This window comes from Sphingomonas sp. PL20 (assembly GCF_017875905.1).
GTDB classification, from domain to species: domain Bacteria; phylum Pseudomonadota; class Alphaproteobacteria; order Sphingomonadales; family Sphingomonadaceae; genus Sphingomonas; species Sphingomonas echinoides.
The window spans coordinates 1,176,243-1,195,828 of the sequence record NZ_JAGINH010000002.1; the positions used below are offsets into that span (position 1 = coordinate 1,176,243).

The window sequence follows — 19,586 nt, forward strand, 5'->3', positions numbered from 1 at the left end:
CTTTGCTCCTCCCCGCGGGCGGGGAGGAGGGCCCTTACTGCCGCGCCCGCAAAGTGACGCCGATCACGCGCGGGTCGCTTGGCGTGCCGAGGATCAGGCCCGAATTGCCCGCCTGGATCGTCAGATTCTGGATGTACTTGGCGTTGAACAGGTTGCGCACGAACACCGCGACTTCGAGCCCGCTTTTGCTGCGCAGGCCAAGGCTGGCGTTGGTGACGTTGTAGCCGTCGATCAGCGTGTATTTCGACAGGCTGGGGTCGCCATAATAGCTGGTGCGCCAGCTTGAATCGGCGTGCAGGATCAGCGCCGCGCTGCCGAGCGGCAGCGTGTAGTCCCCGCCAATCGTGGTTGACCATTTGGGTAGCCCGGCAAGCGGGCGTCCGGTCAAGTTGCACGCGGCGGTGGCGGCGGTCTGCACCTCAAGCGGGCAGGGGCCGGCGGGATAGGTCGCATAGCTGCCATGCGCATAGGCGACATTGCCGCGCAGTTGAAAGGCGCGGGTGACATTGGCGGTGACATCGGCCTCGAAGCCCTTCACCGTCACCTTGGGAATGTTGGACAGGTAACCGCGCAGCGCCACGGTTTGCGAACTGTCGACGATCGTCGCCTGGAAATCGCGGACATCGGTGTAATAGCCCGCGAGATTCGCCACCAACCGGCGGTCGAACAGCGCGGCCTTGATCCCACCTTCATAGGTGGTGTTGAGCTCGGGCCGGATCACGGCGGTGGTGAGCACCGGCTGGTTGGCGGTGTTGAGCGGCAGACCCGACAGGTTGATCCCACCCGATTTGAAGCCGCGTGCATAGCCGCCATAGAGCATCACGGTGTCGGTCGCTTGCCAGGCAAGATTGGCGCGGCCCGACACGTTGCTTTCGCGGTCATGCGCGACATAGCTTTGCGGGCGCAGCACGCCGAGCCGGGCGTTTATGAGGGTCGTGTTGGTCGTGGCGGGGCCGCCGAACACGGTGGTGTCGTAAGTGCCGTCCTTCACCTCATAGGTGTAGCGCAAGCCCCCAGTCAGCGTGAGGCGCGGCAGGATCTTGTAGTTGAGTTCAGCAAAGGCGGCGTAGCTGTCTTCCTTCAGCCGGGTGTGGCCGTCCGTGCCATAGCCGTCGAGCAAATTGGCGGGCACCGCGACGGCGGGCGTGCCGGTGGTCTGGCCGATCAGATAATAAGCCGCCGCCGGGCCATAGATGCTGATCGGTTCGCCAGTGATTTTCTGGTCGAAGAAATACAGGCCAGCGACATAGCCAAGCCGGTGGTCGCCATTCGAGGCGAGCCGCAGCTCCTGGCTATATTGATCCTGGCGCGAGGGGATGTGCTGGCTGAGCTGGACCGGGATGCCGGTGTAATCTCGGTCATTGGCGGCATCCCAGTTCCAGAAGCGCCACGCGCTGACCGAGGTGAGCGTTGCGAAACCGACATTCCAGTCGGCAATCGCCGAGACGCCGCCTTCATTGGTGTTCACGCCCAATGGCGCGTCAATGTCGGTCAGGCGGTCATAGGGATTGGTGCTGGGCGGGGTATAGTTGAACAGCGCCGCCAGCGCCGGATATTGCCGAGATGGAGCACGCAGGCTCTGGCCGACGCGCAGATAGACTTGGGTGCAGCATTCGCTTTCGAAATTGGTGAAATCGCCGGTCACGCGAAGCTGGAAATCGGTGGTCGCCTTGAACAGGATCTGCGCGCGCACCGCCTGATTGCCGATGCCGTTTTCCTTGGCACCGGTGCGGACATTGTCGATCACGCCGTCGCGCCGTGTGACCAGCCCCGACAGCCGAAACGCGACGGTATCGCCGATCAGCGGCCCCGAGGCCGAGGCCTTGGCCTGGACGAAGTTGTAGCTGCCAACCGACAGTTCCTCGCTCGCTTCGGGGGTGAAGGTCGGCGCGCGCGTGGTGATATTGATCGCACCCGCAGTGGTGTTCTTGCCGAACAGCGTGCCCTGCGGCCCACGCAGCACCTCGATCTGCTGAATATCCGAGAAATCGAACGCGGCGGTGGCGGGGCGGGCGTGATAGACTTGGTCGACATAGAAACCGACCCCGGGTTCCAGCCCGTCATTGGCCTGGCTGACCGCGACGACGCTGCTGCCAAGGCCGCGAATGGTGAAGGCGGTGTTGCGTGGATTGGCCGAGCTGTAGTTGAGCGCGGGCACCAGCAGGCTCAACTGGTTGGTGTTGACGGTGTAGGACCGGTCGATCAGCGCGCCGCCGACCACCGACACGGCGAGCGGCACCTTTTGCAAATCCTCGGCCCGCTGGCGCGCGGTGACGACGATGTCGCTATTGGGATAGATCGCGGCGTCGGATTTTGGCTGATCGGGGGTGGGCTGGGCGTCGGCGACGCAGGGCATCAGCGCCAGCACAGCAACCGCCGACACGGTGGCGGTAAAGATCGACGATCGCATGCAAATCCCCAGCTTTGGCCGACGGTGCTCCGTATCGGCGACTCGCTATATATCGTGGGATATAGAGATTAACAGCGCACGTTCGATCGTTTTGGTACGCGCGTCGCGCGCTGTTGCCTGTTTCAGGGCAGGATCAGGAAGGCGTCAGGTGGCGCAATAGTGGTCGAGAAACGCCTGATGCGTCGGCATCCGCGCGACCGCGCTCGCGATATTGCCTTTCAGGTCGTCGAGCGCGCGCTGCATATGCTCGATGCTCAGCATATGCCCCATATGGTGATAGCTGGCGGGCTCCAGCCGTTGCCCAAGCATGACTTGCAGCCAGGAATCGGCCTGGAACAGATCGTCGGCGGTCTGCGGGGTCAGCGCAGCCTCGCGGAACAGGGCGATGCGCTGGGCGAGCGTAGCGGGGATGTCCATCGTGCGGCAGCGATCCCAGAACGGATCGTCGCTGCGCTCGGTCAAATGATAATGCAGGATGATGAAGTCGCGCACGCGCTCCAGCTCGGTTTCAGCCAGCGCATTGTAGTGCTGCACCAGCGTGGGCTTGATGCCGTTGAACGGGAAGGACTGGATCAGGCGGGTGATGCCGATCATGATCAGGTGGATGCTGGTCGATTCCAGCGGCTCGACGAACCCGCTGGCGAGCCCCAGCGCCACGCAATTCTTGTCCCACACGCGCTTGCGGCGACCGGTGACATAGCGGATCAGGCGCGGGTCGGTGATCGTCTCGCCGTCGATCTGCGCCAGCAGCTTTGCGTGGGCGGCATCGTCCGACAGATAGTCGCTGCAATAGACCAGGCCGTTGCCGACGCGGTGTTGCAGCGGGATCTGCCATTGCCAGCCCGCCTCATGCGCGATCGCACGGGTATAGGGCAAAGCGGGCTGGACCGCCTTGGTCTGCACCGCCAGCGCGCGGTTGGTGGGCAGCCAGTGGCTCCAATCCTCATAGCCCGCCTGCAGCGTCTGTTCGATCAGCAGGCCGCGAAAGCCGGTGCAATCGATGAACAGATCGCCTTCGATCCGGCGACCATCGGCCAGCTCCAGCGCTTCGATAAAGCCCGTTTCGGGATGCTGGTGGACCTGCCCGATCTTGCCCTCGACGCGGGTAACGCCGCGCGCTTCGCTGAACTGGCGCAGGAAGAGCGCGTAGCGCGAGGCATCGAGATGATAGGCATAGTTGATCTTGGCGTCGGGCCCGGTGGCGAAGCGGCCAGCCTCGGCTGCGGTCAGCTCGAAACAATAGTCGCCCAGCGCGCCGCCCGCGCCCTCGGCGCGGGCGCGCAGCCACATATGCTGGAAATCGCCCATCCAGATCGACTGGCCGACGCGCCCGAAGGAATGGATGTAGCGATCCCCGCGCCGCGCCCAGTTTTCAAAGGCAATGCCGAGTTTGAAGGTCGCCTGCGTCGCGCGCATAAAATCGCGCTCGTCGATTTCGAGGAAGCGGTGGAAGGTGCGGATCGTCGGGATCGTCGCCTCGCCGACGCCGACCGTGCCGATCTCGTCGGATTCGATCAGCACGATGTCGAGCAAGGGCCCGAGATGCTTCGACAGTGCCGCCGCGGCGACCCAGCCCGCCGTGCCGCCGCCCGCGATCACCACGCGCTTGATCGTCTGCGTATCGGCGCGGGGAGGGGCGGCGGTCATCGGTTCAACCTTTGCAGCAAATGCGCGCGCAAGCGCCGCGCGGTGAGATCATCAAGCGGCGCGAGCGGCCCGCGCGCCGCTTCGGGAAGATGGTCGGCCGCAGCATCGGCCGGGCCGAACACATAATGGTCGAACAGCGCGCGCCACGCCTGCTTCTCGGTCAAAGGGCGGTCGCGCAAGCTGAGCAGGCCGTGCAGCAGCGTGGTCATCGGCGTGTCGAGGAAGCGCGGTGCTGCGTTCCACCAATAATTGACCAGCACGTTGAAGGGCTCGAGCGCCTCGACATTGTGCCACCACAAAGCCGGGTAGACGAGCACGTCGCCGGGTTCGAGATCGAACACCTGCGCGGCTGCGAGCGCGTTGGCGAAGCGCGGGTAACGATCGAGATCGGGCGCGCGCAGATCGACCATGCTGACCACTTGCCCGCCTGGGGTGGGTTCTAGCGGGCCGGGATAAAGGTTGGCGACCTGATCGGGCGGAAACAGCGTGAAGCGCCGCCGCCCGACCAGGCAACACGCGATGTTGTTCGACATGTCGTAATGCGTTGCCGCCGTCGTGCGGTTGCCGATCCAGATGCTCGCCAGCGGGGTGGCACCGCCAAACGCCGCTGGCGGAAGGGCGAGGTCGTTTTCGGCGCGAAAGCCGGGAAGATAGGTGTCGAGATCGGTCGAGCCGACATAGAGCGCATCCGCTTGCGCATCGTCCAGCGTGGCGAGCATCCGGTCGAGAAAGGCATCGAGCTTCACGCGGGTTGCGGTGAAGTTCATCGCGGTGAGGTCGGCATTGTAGAAGAACCGACCGCCAATCTCGGGCGGGCCGCTATAGCCGACCACCGCCGTGCCGGTGTAGAAGGACTTGAGATAGGCCACCGCCGCCTCGGGGCCCTTAAGGCCCTTGGCGACCAGAGGCCAATGCCGGACCAAGCCGCGCAGCACGACAGGCTGCTGCCGCGCGATCAAGCCAGCCGGGTCGAGCAGCGGCTCGGGCGTGGGGGTGCTCATACCGGGACTGGTGCGCCCGCTTTGGGTTCGCCCAGTTCGGCGCGGCGCTTGCGGTTCTTGAGCTCGATCAGCCGCGCGACATTGCCGAGCGACGACGCGATCAGGAAGGCGTGCCGTAAGTAGCCGCTCTGGTTGAGCGCGTGCAGCGCCGTGGCATCGAGCCGGGCCAGACGATCGGTGCCGATCGTGAAACAACCCGGCACATCATAGCGGGTATGCGCGTCGAGCGCGATTTCCAGTGTGACAGGCTCGATCAGGTCAGCCTGTTCGAAGGCGGCGAACATGGCGTCGCGCTGCTGATGCCCATCATGGATGACCTGCAATACCCGCACGATATGGTCGAGATAGGGCGACGATCCGCCATGCGGCAGGAACACGGCCTGCGCATGCGGGCTTTGCGGTGCCGCGGCGATGCGGGGATGGTCGAGATCGACATGCAGCATCGGCTCGCGCCGCGTCTGCCCGTCGATCGTGCGATCGACCAGGCCGATCAGGAACGGGCCGCGCTGGTGGATTGCTGGGATGTGCCGCGCCTGCCATCCGGCGGCATCGAGAAACAGGTTTTCGTCGGGGTCGAGGCCGAGCAGCGCCACGGCATAGAAGGTCCCGGCCTCGTCACGACGCAACAGCACGGGATAATCGCGCTGCACCTCGTCGATTTCACTCGGAAAAACGACGCATTCGTTCACCGCATCGCCGAAATGGGCAGAGTAGCCGATGGCGACGCGCAGGTCAGCATGGGCGATGGTATCGAGAAGAACCGTCTTGGTCATACGCTGTGGTAATCGCCGATCGGGATTGCGCCAAGCGGCACGAGATCCGCGCGACCGAAAGCCCCCAAAAATAACCGGGTGCTCCGTTGCGGAAGCACCCGGCAAGGTGGAGGAAATCAGAAGCGGTAGCGTGCGCCGAACAAGAAGCGGCGCTGCAATTCCTGGGCGAACCAGACGTTGCTTTCCGAGCGGCCATAGGTCCGCAGGCTCGCATTGGTCAGGTTGATCCCTTCGATCGACAGCGCGATCTTCTTGTTGAGATCATAGCTGATGTTCATGTCGAGCTGACCGAACGCCTTGGTGTAGACCGGGTTTTTGTAGCTGTCGCGGTTGAGCTGCGACAGGAACTTGTCACGCCAATTGTAGCTGAGCCGTGCCGAAATGCCGTGCTTGTCGTAGATCAGCGTGGCGTTGGCGGTGTTGCTGAGGCCGGTCAGCGCGAACTGGTCGACATTGGGATCGCCACCATTGTTGAAGCCGACATCACCCTTCACATAGGTGAAGCTGCCCGAGACGCCGATGCCGGTCTGGCCGAAGAAATATTGGCCTGCGATTTCGAAGCCGTAAATCTCCGCGTCCTTGTTGTTGATCGGGCGCGAAATGGTGAAGTTATACAAGGGATCGGACGACGACCCATTGATATCGACCGCCGACAGGATCTGGTTGACGAACGCCTGGTCGACCGTCTTGGTGACCGAGCTGTAATGCGCGTTGAACTGCGTTGCCGCCGCCGCTGCGCCATCCCGCTGGAGCAAGGCGGAATAGGTGAACAGGTTGACGTCGCTGATATCGGCCCCCAGCGCGCTGAGCGCCGCCTTGGCGGTGCCCGAAAGCGTCCCTGGCGTCCCCGAGCTCGGATCCCGCAGGCCGAACAGCGACCCGTTGGAAAGCCCCGTGCCGATGAAATTGTGCACGCGCTTGTCGAAGAAGCCCGCAGAGACATAGCTGTCAGGCTTGAAATAATATTCGAACGACAGATCGAAATTGTCCGAGATCAGCGGCGCGAGGTTGGTGTTGCCGGTGTTGGCGGTGGCGACGCCGCCGATCGCGGTTGGACGCGAAGGGGCGAAGACGCTCGTCGAGGCGAACAGATTGTCATAGTTCGGGCGGGCGATCGTGCGGCTCGCCGAGAAGCGGCCGATCAAATTGCGCTTGAGCTCGACCTGGAAATCGAACGACGGCAGGATGTTGTCGTACGACCCATAGCCGCGCAGCGTTTGCGGGGTCGCCCCGACGCTGATCGTGAAGTCGTTATCGGCAACCCAGGCGATCTGGTTTGGCACCGCCTGCAGCGAAATCGCTTCGTCCTTGGTATGTTCATAGCGGGCACCGGCGACGAGCGTGGCATTGTGGCCCGCAATCTCACCCTTCCAGGTGACCTGGCCATAGCCCGCGTAGATCGTTTCCTTGACGGTGTTGTTCTGGCTGGCGGTGATCGCCACACTGTTGCCCTTCGCGGCATAAGCCGACGACAGCGCATTGTAGAGCGTCAGCGCGTCACCGCGGAAGGCGACCAGGTTGGGGCCGGTGCCCTTTGGATCATAGCTGTTGAATTTGCACAGCAGGCAGAAGTCCTTGAGCACACCAGGCGCGAGCTTCTGGACGTCGCCGGGGAAATCGACGCTCCAATTGCCCAGCGTCTGCTGGGTCGAGGTCAATTGCTGGTTGGTGTCGGTATCGCGATAGAGGCCGCCGAAATCAAAGCGGCTGCCGCCACCCAGATCCCAGCCGAAATCCGCACGGATTTCCTTGACCTTCTGGCGCTGGCTGGTGGTGTAGGTACGCCCGATCGAGGAGCCAACGTCGTTCACGTCGAGCACGCCATTGTGATTGCCGCCGGCAAGCGAGGCATCGCTGATCGAGATGTCCTGCACTGGGATCTGACCGCTATAATCCACCGAGTGCGCGGTGATGACGTTCGCACCCAGGCCAACCAGCGTCGAGCTGGTGCCGTTGCTGTTGTTCGGCAGCACCGACGATTTGCCGTAATGGCCGTCGATCGTCAGCGTGAAATTGTGCGCGATGTCCCACTTGGCGTTGAGGCCGTAATCCTCAAGCTGGTTCTTCTGCGCGCGCGCCTGCTGCTCGAAGCCGGTGTCCTTCACGCCGGCGATGGTCTCATGCAGGTAGGTGGTGGTGGCGACGGCCTTGTTGCTGTCGAAGGTGACGACATCGAACGGGCGGTTGAACCAGTTCGATTCATCCGAGCGCTGCTCGTCCTGCAGCGTACGCGCAAACAGCGCGTCGGCGGTGATGGTCAGCGCGTCGGTCGGCTTGAACTGGACGATCGCCTGGCCGTTCAGACGCTGATATTTGTCGTCCGAAAAGTGGTAGCGGCTGTCATTGGGGACCGAGACCAGCTGGTTCGGGTCGGTCGGCGCGTTGTTGATCTTGGTTGCGGCGTTGACGAAGCCGTTGCTGGGGTTGAGGAAATCGGCGAGCGTGCGGATATTCCAGGCGTTGGACGTCGCCGACACGGTCGAGAAGTGCCGTTCCTGATAGCTGCCGAACAGCGACACGCCGAAGGTCTGGTCGGGGTTCGACCAGCTCGCCAGCCCGGTGATTTCCGGCGTGACCTTCGAGCCGCAATCGACACAGTCATTGGCGCTGGTGTCGTAGTTGAGCTTGCCGCCAAGCGTGCCGTTAAAGCCCGACTGGCGCGAATCGAGGGGACGCCGCGTCACGACGTTGATCGTCGCACCGATACCGCCCGAGGGGACGGCGGCGCGGCCGGTCTTGTAGACTTCCAGCGTCTTCACGCCTTCCGACGCCAGGTTGGAGAAGTCGAACGAGCGCGTCACGCCGACGGTGCCGTCGGCGCTTTCGTCGCCGCCGACCGTCTGGACGTAAGACGACGCCAGGGTGCGGCCATTGAGGGTTACGAGATTGAAGCTCGGCCCGAAGCCGCGCACGGTGACCTGCGCGCCCTGACCGTTGACGCGGTCGATCGACACGCCGGTGATGCGCTGCAGCGATTCCGCGAGGTTGGTGTCGGGGAACTTGCCGATATCTTCGGCCGAAATGGCGTCGACGATACCGGTCGAATTGCGCTTGATCGCGATCGATCGCTCAAGGCTGGCGCGGACGCCGGTGACGACGATATCGTCGCCCGTCGTCGAGTCGGCAGGCTTGCTGGCGTCCTGTGGAGCCGGCGCGCTCTGCGCATGGGCGGATTGCGGGAGCGCGAGCCCCGCGGCGAGCGCTACTACCGAAGCCGACCAGACATAAGCCGACGCGTGACCAAAGCTCTTCATTGAGCCCCCCTCCCAAAATGACGCGGCCTTATCTGGCCGCTTGAAACCCCATGCCGATCCCCCAATGGATGCGGCACGAATAGCGCTATCAGATTGTCTTACGTTGTCAATACGCCTTCGTTGACGGACATCGCCGTGCCGGCCGCGCGCGGCTCCGCTGGGTGGGCGTGAATTCGATGGTGCGGCGCACAAAAATACAGAAAATTCGATAGCTTCTCACGGGGCAAGCAAGCTCTACGTATTGCGCGATGCCCGATCCTCGTCGAACCGGAACCGCGCTGCACGCTCGACCGAGGGGGAAAGCAGGTGTCAACGTTATCAGAGACATCTAGCGCACCAGGTTTTGTTCTGGTCTATTGAGCGGCGGATCTGGGTTTGAGTGGCATGAAACGAACGACGATTGTTGACGTGGGGCGGCTGGCGGGGGTCTCGGCCAAAACGGTGTCGCGTGTTCTCAATGACGAGCCGCATGTCAGCGCCGCGGTGAAGCAGCGGGTCCGGGCCGCAGCCGATGCGCTGGATTATCACCCCAATGTGTTTGCGCAGGCGCTGGTTCGGCGCAAATCGCACATGATCGGCCTGGTCTATGAAAACCCAAGCCCGAGCTATGTCGTTGAATTGCAGAAGGGCGTGCTGGAACGGCTGATCAACGAACGCTATCGCCTGGTGGTGATCCCGATTCGATCGGTGCAGGAGAACGCGGCCGAGGTGGTAGGCCTGTTGCGCTCGGCCGCCCTGGATGGGGTGGTGCTCGCCCCGCCTGCGTCGGATCATCCGTTGATTCTCAATCAGTTGAAGGAAGCGCGCATTCGCTGCGCGCGGATCGCGCCGACGCGTATGATCGAGGCGGCGCCCAGCAATCTCGTCGACGACGTTGCTGCGGCCCGCGAAATTGCGGCCTATGTGATTGGCCTCGGCCACCGCGAAATTGCGATCATCCGCGGCGACCCGACGCATCCATCGACCGAAGCGCGGATGCTTGGCTATATGCAGGCCTTCCATCAGGCCGGGCTCGACTTGCGCTTCGACCGGATCGAACCCGGCATGTTCACCTTCGACAGCGGGCTTGCCGCCGGGCGCAACATTCTCGCGCGCGCCGATCGCCCGACCGCGATTCTGGCGCAGAATGACGATATGGCGGTGGGGGCGATGATGGCGGCGCGCGAGATTGGCCTGTCGATCCCCGAACGTCTGTCGATCGTTGGTTTCGACGATTCGGAAGTGTCGCGAATCACCTGGCCGCGGCTGACGACGGTGCGGCAGCCGGTGTTCGAGATGGCGGTGGCGGCGACGGAGATGGTGATCGCCCAGCTTGAAGATCGCGAGCCGCTTGCCCGCGTGCTGCATCGCCACACGCTCCTGATCCGCGAATCCGCCGCGCCGCCCCACGCATAGGCAATGCTAAGGCGTTGGGAATCCTGGTATTACGCGGCCGGTGATCTTGGCTTCAATTTCGTGTGGCAGTCGATCGAGCTCTACCTGCTGTTTTATTATATCCGCGATCTGGGCATGGCACCGGGCATTGCCGCAGGCATCTTCCTCGCGGGTGCTGCGGTTGATTGGGTGACCGATCCACTGGTCGGCGCAGTGGCCGATCGGCTCGCGCCGCGGGTTCCGCTGCGCGCATGGGTGTCGGTCGGCGGCCCGCTTTCGGTGCTGCTCTTATGCTTGGCGTTCGCGCCTCCGCCGGTCCCTGCGGCCTGGGTTCCGGGATATGCGCTGGTGACCTATTTGGGGCTGCGCTTTGCCTATGGCGTCGGCAATATCCCCTATGGCGCGCTCACGGCCCGCATCTCGCCCGATGCGAACGATCATTTGGTGTTGACCAGCGCGCGGATGCAGGGGGCCGCGCTTGGTGGCCTGATCGCGGCACTGACATACGCGTTGCTGCCAACCGGGCGAGTCGGGGGGGCGGATTTTCGGCTGGGCGCGCTGATTCTCGCCGCCTTGGCGATGCCGGCCTTTTTGGCGACAAGCTGGGGCACGCGCGAGCGGGTGGCACCACCCGCCACTGCCCGCCTGCATCTGGGCCGTACCATCGCCGAGATGTTTACGCTGGTCGCGCGATCGTCCGCGCTGCGGCGGTTGATGGCCACGATTTTAATGGTCGGGCTGGCGGTCACCCTGCTCAATAAATCGCTGTTATTTCTGTTCGATCAGGTGGGGGCCGCCGATATCGGCTATTATGTCGCGCTGACGCCGTCTTTGTCCTTGTTGCTGACCGCGCCGCTGTGGAGCCGACTGGCCGAGCGCATCGGGCAGGCGCGGACCTTGCGCCTTGGCGCGATCCTGTTGTTTCTCGCGGTCGTGTTGGCCTCGGTCAGCCGGGGGCTGGCCCCGATGCTGGTGTGGATTACGCTGTCGATCATCGCGGTTCAGGGTATGTCGGTGATGTTCTGGTCGCTCGTCCCCGGTGCTGTCGCGGCGTGCGAGCAGGAGGCCCATGCCGCCGGCTATGCAGTGCGCGTTTATGCGGTCGCGACGATCACGCGCAAACTGGCCCAGGCGCTTGCCCCGCAATTGATCGCGCTTGCGCTGTTCGCGCCGCGCGGTTCCATCCTCATGATCTTGGCAGCGGTCGCCTTTCTCACCGTTGCGGTGGTGGTTCTTTTCCCGCCCGTGGAGGAGCGATCGATCCCCCACAGGCCTTGACAGCGCCTTGTCAACGTTGTCAACAACGCCCCACGGATCCACCGTTCAGGGGATGACCGGATTTCTGGAGGAGGGGGCATGATCCCGAGGCTTGCAGTTTGCGCTGCATTTTCCGTTGTGGCTGGCGCAACGGCTTTGCCGGCCGCGGCACCGGTGGCAAACCCCGTGGTTCACCCAGCACTTTGGCCCGAGGCCGTCTGGCCGGTTGCGACCAAGCGCGACGACGAGGCGCGGATCGCCGCCTTGCTCCAGCACATGACGGTTGAGGAAAAGGTCGGCCAAGTGATCCAGGCCGACATTGGCAGCGTAACGCCCGACGATGTCCGTCGCTATCATCTCGGATCGATCCTCAACGGTGGCAATTCCGGCCCGGGCGGCGATGACTTCGCGCTTGCGCCGAAATGGCTGGCCTTGGCCGATGCCTTTTATGAAGCGTCGGTCGATCGGTCGGCGGGCGGATCGGGCATCCCGATCCTGTGGGGGATCGATGCCGTCCACGGCCATAGCAACATCATCGGCGCGACGCTGTTTCCGCAGAATATCGGGCTGGGGGCGATGCGCGACCCCGCCTTGATCGAGCGGATCGGTGCCGCGACCGCCGCTGAAATTCGCACCACCGGCCAGGAATGGACCTTCGCCCCGACCATTACCGTGCCGCAGGACTATCGCTGGGGGCGGGCCTATGAGGGCTATTCTTCGAATCCCGATCTGGTCGCGAGTTATGTCGGGCGGATGATCGTCGGGCTGCAGGGCAAGCCCGATGGCAGCCGCATCCTGGCGGGCCCGCACGTGCTGGCGAGCACCAAGCATTTCCTCGCCGATGGCGGCACCTTTGAGGGGCATGATCAGGGCGATGCCAAGATCAGCGAGACCGACCTACGCGACATCCACGGCAAGCCTTATCTCCCCGCGATCGGTGCCGGTGTCGCGACCGTGATGACCAGCTTCTCGAGTTGGCAGGGGCAAAAGATTGCGGGCAATAAAGGGCTGGTCACCGATGTGCTGAAGGGTCGGATGCATTTCGGCGGCTTCGTCGTCACCGACTGGAACGCGCATGGCCAGATTGCCGGGTGCAGCAACGAAAGCTGCCCGCAGGCGATCAACGCCGGGGTCGATATGTATATGGCCCCCGATAGCTGGCGTCCGCTCTACGCCTCTTTGCTCGCGCAAGTGAAAGACGGCACGGTGCCGATGTCGCGGCTCGACGATGCCGTTGCGCGCATTTTGCGCGTGAAGTTCCGGCTCGGGCTGTTCGAGGCGGGCAAACCCTCGACGCGTCCGCTCGCGGGCGACTGGAATGTGCTTGGCGCGGCGGCGCACCGCGCGGTGGCGCGCGAGGCGGTCGGCAAGTCGCTGGTGCTGCTCAAGAATAGCGGTGTCCTGCCACTGAAGCCGCAGGCCAATATTCTGGTCGCGGGCGACGGGGCTGACGATATTGCGCGGCAGTCGGGTGGCTGGACGATCACCTGGCAAGGCACCGGGCTCGACAATAGCAAATTCCCCGGCGCGACCAGCCTGTGGGCGGGCATTGAAAGCGCGGTCAAGGCGGGCGGTGGTCATGCCGAACTCGCGCCCGACGGCACCTTCAAGACGCGACCCGATGCCGCGATCGTGGTGTTTGGCGAAACGCCCTATGCCGAGTTTCAGGGCGACATCAAATCGTTGCAATTGCGCCCCGATTTGCGCGGGCCGCTGGAGACGATGCGGCGGTTGAAGGCGCAAGGGATTCCGGTCGTGGCGGTGATGCTGACCGGGCGCCCGCTGTTCGTGAACCCCGAGCTGAATGTCGCTGACGCCTTTGTCGTCGCGTGGTTGCCGGGCACCGAAGGGGCGGGGGTGGCCGACCGCTTGTTCGCCGCCAAGACCGCCGCCGCACCGTTCACGGGCAAATTGCCGGCCGCCTGGCCGATGACCGCCAAGCCCGGCGACGCGCCGCTGTTTCCGTTCGGCTATGGGCTGAGCGGACGCGAAGCTACCTCTGCGTGGAAGCCTTTGTCGGAGGATCCCGGCGTCACCGACGCCGGGACCGACGGCGTCTATTTCGCGGCGGGGCGGCCCACCCCCGGCTTCTCGCTGCAGATCGGCGACGGCACCGGTTCCGGGACTCGCATCGCCACCGTGCCCGCGCAGGCGCTGGGCGGACGGGTGACGGTGACGGCGGTCGATTATGGGGTGCAGGAAGGGGCTCGGCACTTCTCGCTGGCCGGCGGCGGCCCGCAGACGATCGCCTTGCAGGCGACCGATCCCCTTGATCTCGGGCGCGAAACCAATGGCGATGTGATGCTGGTCACGACGCTGCGGGTCGATCGACCGGTTGGCGCGGACGTGACCTTGGGGGTCGCGTGCGGCGGGGGAGGGTGCGGTGCCACCGTTGCCATTCCGGCGGCGGCGCTGCCGGTCGGGAGCTGGCGCTCGATCGCGGTTCCGTTCAAATGCTTTGGCAAAGCTTCTGAGATGACCCGGATCGCCGCGCCCTTCGTTTTGCGCACCGCGTCGCCTCTGGAAATCAGCGTGGCGCGCGTCTCGACCGGGATGGTCGCCGATACGGTATTGCGGTGTGGCGGGTCATAATCCGAGGCTGTCCGCAACATCCGCGGGCACATTCTGCGTCGGCACCGTCCAACGATCGCTGAGAATGCGTTGACCTGTCGGCTACGAATGTGCCAGTGGCACAGGATCGACGACGCGGCGCGCGGTAAGGGGGCATTCCCCCTTTGGCGCTCGCCAGGCGGTCGGTATGCGGGTGTAGCTCAATGGTAGAGCAGAAGCTTCCCAAGCTTACGACGAGGGTTCGATTCCCTTCACCCGCTCCAGATCTTTGGATTCATCCAAAGATTTGAATAATAAAGATAAATATCGGCAGTTTTTGCCTGTGTAGGTTTTGTGTAGAATAGTTTGCGGAACTGTTTGTCGGCGGTCCGACTTAGACAAACGTGGGCGTTTCCGATTCGCCGAACCGCCGCCTTACCCAAACAAGTCTCCCTGCCGTGACGCTTCAACATAGCGTAGCCATTGCGGGCTTTGGGCTTCGTCCTCCAACCATGCGATGACCTGCGCTACCACGTCGCCGCCAAGGGCTTCGATGGTGCCCGGTTGATGGAAGTGCGAACGGTAGCCGGTACTGGTGATCGGCAACGGTACCCGCTCCGGGTAAATGCTCTCGATTTCTAGGTGCGCGGTGACGCCCCACTTGCGTGGCCAATAGCGGGCCTCGATCTCGACGCCTTGCCATGTCAGCCGGTAGGTCTGCGGTTGCTGGTCCATGTCAGCACCCCGCGAACACATGCACCACATCCCACGCGACGGTGACGGAGAACAGGTCGCCGCTCATCTCAGCATCGCGCGCCATCGCCTGCCAGTCGATGTAGCAGCGCAAGCTAGGGGGGATGCCGGTCGACTCTTCGGTCACGTCCTGCACGTAGCCGGCAAGGCTAGCATGTGCGCCAAGGTAGCGATCGGTAACCGCCTCGCGCGCCTCGTTGAGATCGCCGCTGAAATAGTCGAGCAATGCCGCGCCCATATCTCCATGCTCGACGATGAAGGATGCCAGTTCGGCCACGGTGTTGAAGCCGGTATATTCCTCGATACGAACCTCGCCGAACCCTTCATAATCATGGATGGCCCATTCTTCCGCCCCGGCGACGGGCGATGCGGCCAGCATATCGCGCACCTCATCGTAAATCGCCCAAGGCTCCTGCGCCGCCTCGACCCATGCGCCATGCAGGATGCCGTTATTGTAGGCCGCAAGGCACGCCACATAGATGCGGGGTTGTTCGGTTCGGTTGATGGTGAAGGTTGCTCCCATTTCTATCTCCGTTGGGTCTGGGGTTCAGTGGTCATCTGAACCCTTGCCCGTCGGCGAGACTGGGGGTGCAAGCGGAGCAAGCGCCTTCGCGGGGAACCGGCTGCACGGAGCGTAGTGGAGGAAGCTGGGCGGAAGGCGCTTCGCAGCGCGCCAGGGGCAAAGCCCCAAGCCTTCTTATGCGTTCGCGATCGTCACCGGATGGCAGAGACGAAAGGCTCCGGGCGCGCAGCGCCTAGAGCGCGGGCCGAAGGCAACGCCAACCCAGACTTTTCATCTTTTGAATGCTCTTTGCGATATTCTTATTCCTGAGGATGGCCGTATTTCGGGTCGTTTCATCGACATGACGTACACGCGTCTATGACCGCCTCGACGGTCTCTCGCGGGTTACTCGCGGCGGGCACATCAATCTCAAGGCCGATTGCATGCTGGATCGCAACTGCAATTGACGCAGCCTGTGTATTCGGTGAAACCACAACTCCACGGCCTGCTGAAACGACTGCGGCGGCATTCATGTGTTTCTCCAGGTCGGTTGGCATCAATAGTTGCGGGACGCCGTGGGCAAGACACCACCCAGTCATACCCAGCCCACCATGATGAACAGCGCATGGTGCTCTAGCTAAGACATGCGCGAGGTCGAGCGGATTTTTTGAAATCGCGATGCGATCGCTGCACGCGAGGTCGCTTTTGCCAAAATAGGCGATTGCTCGCATCTCTGCTTTGTCGATCGCGTCGACAAGGTTGGCCTGAGCTGGGTGCCTGTTCGGTAGATAGGCGACGACTTCCGGCAGGCTCACGTTCGATCGGGGCAAGACATGGATGTTAGCCGGCCACCAAGTCCGTTCGCGCCGTGTGCTACGATAAGGATCGAGCAGCGGATGCGTAAAAACGAAGTTTTCGTCCCCGCGCAGCAAATCCACGAAGCGCGGTAGCCCGTCAGAATCTCCTTTCAATCTGGCCGCGGTTGAGTGAATTGCTCTTTCCGCCGCAACCGCGACTTCGCGATTATAATCCCGCAGCGGCAGTGGCGGCACGAATTCCAGATCAGGAGGGAGCGTCCAGCCATTGCCGGTTACGATAGTTCGCACGCGGCCTCGCGCCGCCAATGCCAAACTTGGTGCGCAGTCGGCGATCACGATTTGGGGGCCAACCTCGTCGATAATACGACCCCAAGCCGTCATCACCGGACGCCAGAGTTTCGCATCGGCGAAACCCGCATGCGCCAAGATCTCCGCAAGCGAAAAGAGCGGGCGAGGTGGCGGCACCGCGCGGTGGAGGAAGATCGGTGCTTGGCGCAGATCTAGCCTTCCAATAGACGCAGGAGCGAGTTTGGAGAGTGCCGAGCGCGCCGTCGCGACATCGCGCATTGCGGCAACCACACGCCAGCCCTGCATGAGGAGCGCGTCGATGAGCGGCACCAACGGCTCGACATGACCGCGACCGCTGCCGAGTTCCCATCCAACGAGCGCGACTGGCGTGTTACCCACTATGCTTGAAGCGCGCGGCTGAGCCTCATCGGGTTCGACCGCGCAGCCAGTCAGTGCGCAACCGCGAGCGTGAGCGGATGTGACCCAAATTCACGGTTACGCATCGCCGAAGTATCGAGTGTGCCAATTCCTTCGCCGGCATGAAAAGCGGCCATCGCTTCGATTAGCCTATTGAAGTTGGACGCTCCGACAGCGTCGATCGAGGGAATCGTTCCGAACTGGATTTGTGAGCCTTGCCGTATCCGAGAGCCGACAAGGTTGGCGGTGGAGTCAATCACGGCCGACAGAGGGGATGCGCGGTTCGTGTTGTAATTGCGTAGGATAAGTGCCGCATCCGATAGTCTCGCACTACCCGATTGGATGGTCGACGAAAGATCGCTTTCAGCCGAAGAACCTTGCCCGACCGTGGTGATTGGATCGGCGTATATTTGCGTTACGCCCTTCTGCGGAGCACCTTGGTCTGAGTCCGCAAGGCTGGAGTCGGCGACAAAAACTGGCTCTGCGGGAGCCGCTAGCGCAACCGGCACCGTGGCAATGTGGCCTGTTCTGGACGCTGCAAGTGATTCCTGCGTGGGCGGGTTAACTGCTAGGAATGCCGCAGTTGGAGAGGGAGCATTGACGGGATCAGCCTGGAAGTAAGTAGCATTTATGTGTGTGACGAATTGCTGCTGGTTGCCCGGATAATACTGACTAACGACATAAGTGTCGTAACTCACATTTGCGGTACCGTTGGCGCTACCGTGACCGTTCCCAACAGCGTTCCATATCTGGGTAGCATCCCATTTGGTTCCGTTTGCGAACTCCACCGAAGTGATCGGTGTCCGCGCGATAGCGTCGTCCACTCCACTGGGGCCATCAGGGTCGTGGCCAACTGCCACTGCCTCGTCCTTGTTCACAAACGTAATCGTCTCGCCAGTCGAATTGATTTGAAAGGCGATGAATTCGTAGACATCAGTCGAGTGCGTACCATCGCCAACCGAACGGTAAAGATCCTGACCCCCCGCAATAATTGTAATATCAGCTACGTTCAGCCCACGCAGCTTCAGATCATACGTCCCGCCCGCTTCAGTCTCAACCAGATCATGGCCGCCGCCGCTGGCAAAGTCGATCGCGGCAGGCGTTCCCTGAGCCTGAAACAGATCGTTCTGCTTACTGCCGATAATATGCTCGTCGTTTTTGATCGTCACGACGCGTGTCGCATCAGCTGCTGCCGCAACGTTTAGCGAGGATCCGTTTAGCGTGACCTTGGCGGCTTCGTCGAGGCCAGACAGGTCGACATAGTCGCCCTTGTATTTGCTCGATTTATCCTCGGCACCAAGGTCGATGACGTCGATACCTCCGACGTGGTTGGCATTGGCAAGCGTCGTCGCGGAGAGCTGCTTGATTGCCACGATATCGTCTGCCGAGGTACCCGTCACCTTTTCGATCGAGATCAGCGTGTCAACGCCCTTGTCGCGGCCCAAGTCGGTTACAAAGCTGGCATGGGAGAAATCCTTGTTCGCCTTCCAAGTGTTGTTGACCACGGTCGTGCCAATCTGGACCTTAATGCCCAGCTTCGGATCGGTTGCCGTCAATTGCGAATAATCGACCGTGTCCGTGCCGTCGGTCGTCAGGTCGCCAGCAGCCGTCAGATTCTGGTTGCCTCCATGATACAGATTGTTGCCCTTGCCAGCGATTAGCGTGTCGTCGCCCATGCCGCCAAAAAGCTGATCGTTTCCCCAGCGCGTCGCGCTTGCCGAATCTCCGCCGTCCAATGTGTCATTACCGTCGCGCCCGATTATGAGATCAGACCTGAATGAGCCTGTGATCGTGTCGCCGACGGTCGAACCAACGAAGAGGTTAGTAGGCTCAACATCGGAAATATTGCCGGTTTCGTTGGCGGTTATCGTTGCCGTTATGTCGTTGATGTTTTGAAACGTCAGGATCGTCCCCAGCGCTGCGGTGCCGCCCTTATTTGAAGATTGAGTCCCTAGGATGAAAGTTTTTCTGTCGTAATTCAACGAATAGGAGCCTCCGCTATCCCCTGGGGTGTTAGGAGACCCTGTGTTCGCAGGTTTATTAAACTTAAGATCACCTTGATAGATTGATATTATCTTGCCTGAGACTTGACCAGTGTTCAGGCCATCTCGACTTACCGCACTAGAACCTTGGAGAATAGTTTTCGTAGAGAGAAGGTCATTCACGTCACTAAAAGCACCAAGTCCGGCTGAAGTTTTCGATACTGTCACACCTGACTGCTGTATCACTACAGAATCTTGTGAAAAAAGCTTAGCCTCAATTGTCGTATTAGCGGGATACAGGCCAGTGATGGTATTTAGGCTAGCATTGGCCGCACTAAGATAGGCTCCTTGATAGCCTCTGTAGTCGAACGCACCTGCAAACGAGGAAATCACCGCTGGAGCGGCCGATTGGCGATTGAATTCGAATACAATGTGACCTGCAGTCAAGGCGTAGCCGTTGCCAATAACTACGCCAGATCCCTGCTCACCTGAAGGATCTGTGCCACTATCATCTGTGAATGCGCCACTTACCTGTACTAGACTGACTGCCATCAGAGCCT

At 62.1% G+C, this 19,586-nt stretch carries 12 protein-coding genes and 1 tRNA gene; 4 read left to right on the top strand and 9 right to left on the bottom strand.

Going from position 1 to position 19,586, the window contains the following annotated elements:
- Window positions 1–34 precede the first annotated feature (34 nt).
- The 5 genes from H4W01_RS05590 to H4W01_RS05610 form a co-directional block, all read right to left on the bottom strand.
- Complete coding sequence (locus tag H4W01_RS05590; protein WP_209610224.1) at window positions 35–2,410, bottom strand: TonB-dependent receptor; 2,376 nt, start codon at window positions 2,408–2,410, stop codon at window positions 35–37.
- Between the two features lie 144 nt (window positions 2,411–2,554).
- Window positions 2,555–4,057: a tryptophan halogenase family protein gene (locus H4W01_RS05595; RefSeq protein ID WP_209610225.1), complete on the bottom strand. Its 1,503-nt coding sequence runs from the start codon at window positions 4,055–4,057 to the stop codon at window positions 2,555–2,557.
- Window positions 4,054–5,058 (bottom strand): cupin-like domain-containing protein, encoded by a 1,005-nt coding sequence (locus H4W01_RS05600; protein WP_209610226.1) that lies wholly within the window; start codon window positions 5,056–5,058, stop codon window positions 4,054–4,056. Before H4W01_RS05600 ends, H4W01_RS05595 begins: the two co-directional genes overlap by 4 nt.
- Complete coding sequence (locus H4W01_RS05605) at window positions 5,055–5,831, bottom strand: SapC family protein (RefSeq protein ID WP_209610227.1); 777 nt, start codon at window positions 5,829–5,831, stop codon at window positions 5,055–5,057. Before H4W01_RS05605 ends, H4W01_RS05600 begins: the two co-directional genes overlap by 4 nt.
- A 116-nt stretch (window positions 5,832–5,947) precedes the next feature.
- Complete coding sequence (locus H4W01_RS05610) at window positions 5,948–9,085, bottom strand: TonB-dependent receptor (protein WP_209610228.1); 3,138 nt, start codon at window positions 9,083–9,085, stop codon at window positions 5,948–5,950.
- Between the two features lie 384 nt (window positions 9,086–9,469).
- Here H4W01_RS05610 and H4W01_RS05615 point away from each other — a divergent pair, with 384 nt between their 5' ends.
- From H4W01_RS05615 to H4W01_RS05630, 4 genes are all read left to right on the top strand, one after another.
- Entirely contained in the window at window positions 9,470–10,480 is a 1,011-nt protein-coding gene (locus H4W01_RS05615; protein WP_209610229.1) for a LacI family DNA-binding transcriptional regulator, read from the top strand.
- Window positions 10,481–10,483: 3 nt separating this feature from the next.
- Complete coding sequence (locus tag H4W01_RS05620) at window positions 10,484–11,737, top strand: MFS transporter (protein WP_209610230.1); 1,254 nt, start codon at window positions 10,484–10,486, stop codon at window positions 11,735–11,737.
- A gap of 165 nt (window positions 11,738–11,902) precedes the next feature.
- On the top strand, window positions 11,903–14,308 hold the full coding sequence (locus H4W01_RS05625; RefSeq protein WP_334685166.1) for a glycoside hydrolase family 3 protein: 2,406 nt from the start codon (window positions 11,903–11,905) through the stop codon (window positions 14,306–14,308).
- Between the two features lie 168 nt (window positions 14,309–14,476).
- Window positions 14,477–14,550 (top strand) — tRNA-Gly (locus H4W01_RS05630).
- A 151-nt stretch (window positions 14,551–14,701) separates the two neighbouring features.
- Here the strand turns inward: H4W01_RS05630 and H4W01_RS05635 are convergent.
- The 4 genes from H4W01_RS05635 to H4W01_RS05650 all read right to left on the bottom strand — a co-directional run bounded on the left by H4W01_RS05635 (window position 14,702) and on the right by H4W01_RS05650 (window position 19,578).
- Window positions 14,702–15,001 (bottom strand): hypothetical protein, encoded by a 300-nt coding sequence (locus H4W01_RS05635; RefSeq protein ID WP_209610232.1) that lies wholly within the window; start codon window positions 14,999–15,001, stop codon window positions 14,702–14,704.
- Between the two features lies 1 nt (window position 15,002).
- Window positions 15,003–15,542: an antirestriction protein ArdA gene (locus tag H4W01_RS05640; protein WP_209610233.1), complete on the bottom strand. Its 540-nt coding sequence runs from the start codon at window positions 15,540–15,542 to the stop codon at window positions 15,003–15,005.
- A 332-nt stretch (window positions 15,543–15,874) separates the two neighbouring features.
- Window positions 15,875–16,957: a glycosyltransferase gene (locus H4W01_RS05645; protein ID WP_209610234.1), complete on the bottom strand. Its 1,083-nt coding sequence runs from the start codon at window positions 16,955–16,957 to the stop codon at window positions 15,875–15,877.
- 119 nt (window positions 16,958–17,076) lie between these two features.
- On the bottom strand, window positions 17,077–19,578 hold the full coding sequence (locus H4W01_RS05650; RefSeq protein WP_209610235.1) for a hypothetical protein: 2,502 nt from the start codon (window positions 19,576–19,578) through the stop codon (window positions 17,077–17,079).
- Between the last annotated feature and the right edge of the window lie 8 nt (window positions 19,579–19,586).

Bases quoted from the DNA above. Each gene is read 5' to 3' on its own strand.
- H4W01_RS05590 (WP_209610224.1), bottom strand. From the start codon at position 2,410: ATGCGATCGTCGATCTTTACCGCCACCGTGTCGGCGGTTGCTGTGCTG.
- H4W01_RS05595 (WP_209610225.1), bottom strand. From the start codon at position 4,057: ATGACCGCCGCCCCTCCCCGCGCCGATACGCAGACGATCAAGCGCGTG.
- H4W01_RS05600 (WP_209610226.1), bottom strand. From the start codon at position 5,058: ATGAGCACCCCCACGCCCGAGCCGCTGCTCGACCCGGCTGGCTTGATC.
- H4W01_RS05605 (WP_209610227.1), bottom strand. From the start codon at position 5,831: ATGACCAAGACGGTTCTTCTCGATACCATCGCCCATGCTGACCTGCGC.
- H4W01_RS05610 (WP_209610228.1), bottom strand. From the start codon at position 9,085: ATGAAGAGCTTTGGTCACGCGTCGGCTTATGTCTGGTCGGCTTCGGTA.
- H4W01_RS05615 (WP_209610229.1), top strand. From the start codon at position 9,470: ATGAAACGAACGACGATTGTTGACGTGGGGCGGCTGGCGGGGGTCTCG.
- H4W01_RS05620 (WP_209610230.1), top strand. From the start codon at position 10,484: ATGCTAAGGCGTTGGGAATCCTGGTATTACGCGGCCGGTGATCTTGGC.
- H4W01_RS05635 (WP_209610232.1), bottom strand. From the start codon at position 15,001: ATGGACCAGCAACCGCAGACCTACCGGCTGACATGGCAAGGCGTCGAG.
- H4W01_RS05640 (WP_209610233.1), bottom strand. From the start codon at position 15,542: ATGGGAGCAACCTTCACCATCAACCGAACCGAACAACCCCGCATCTAT.
- H4W01_RS05650 (WP_209610235.1), bottom strand. From the start codon at position 19,578: ATGGCAGTCAGTCTAGTACAGGTAAGTGGCGCATTCACAGATGATAGT.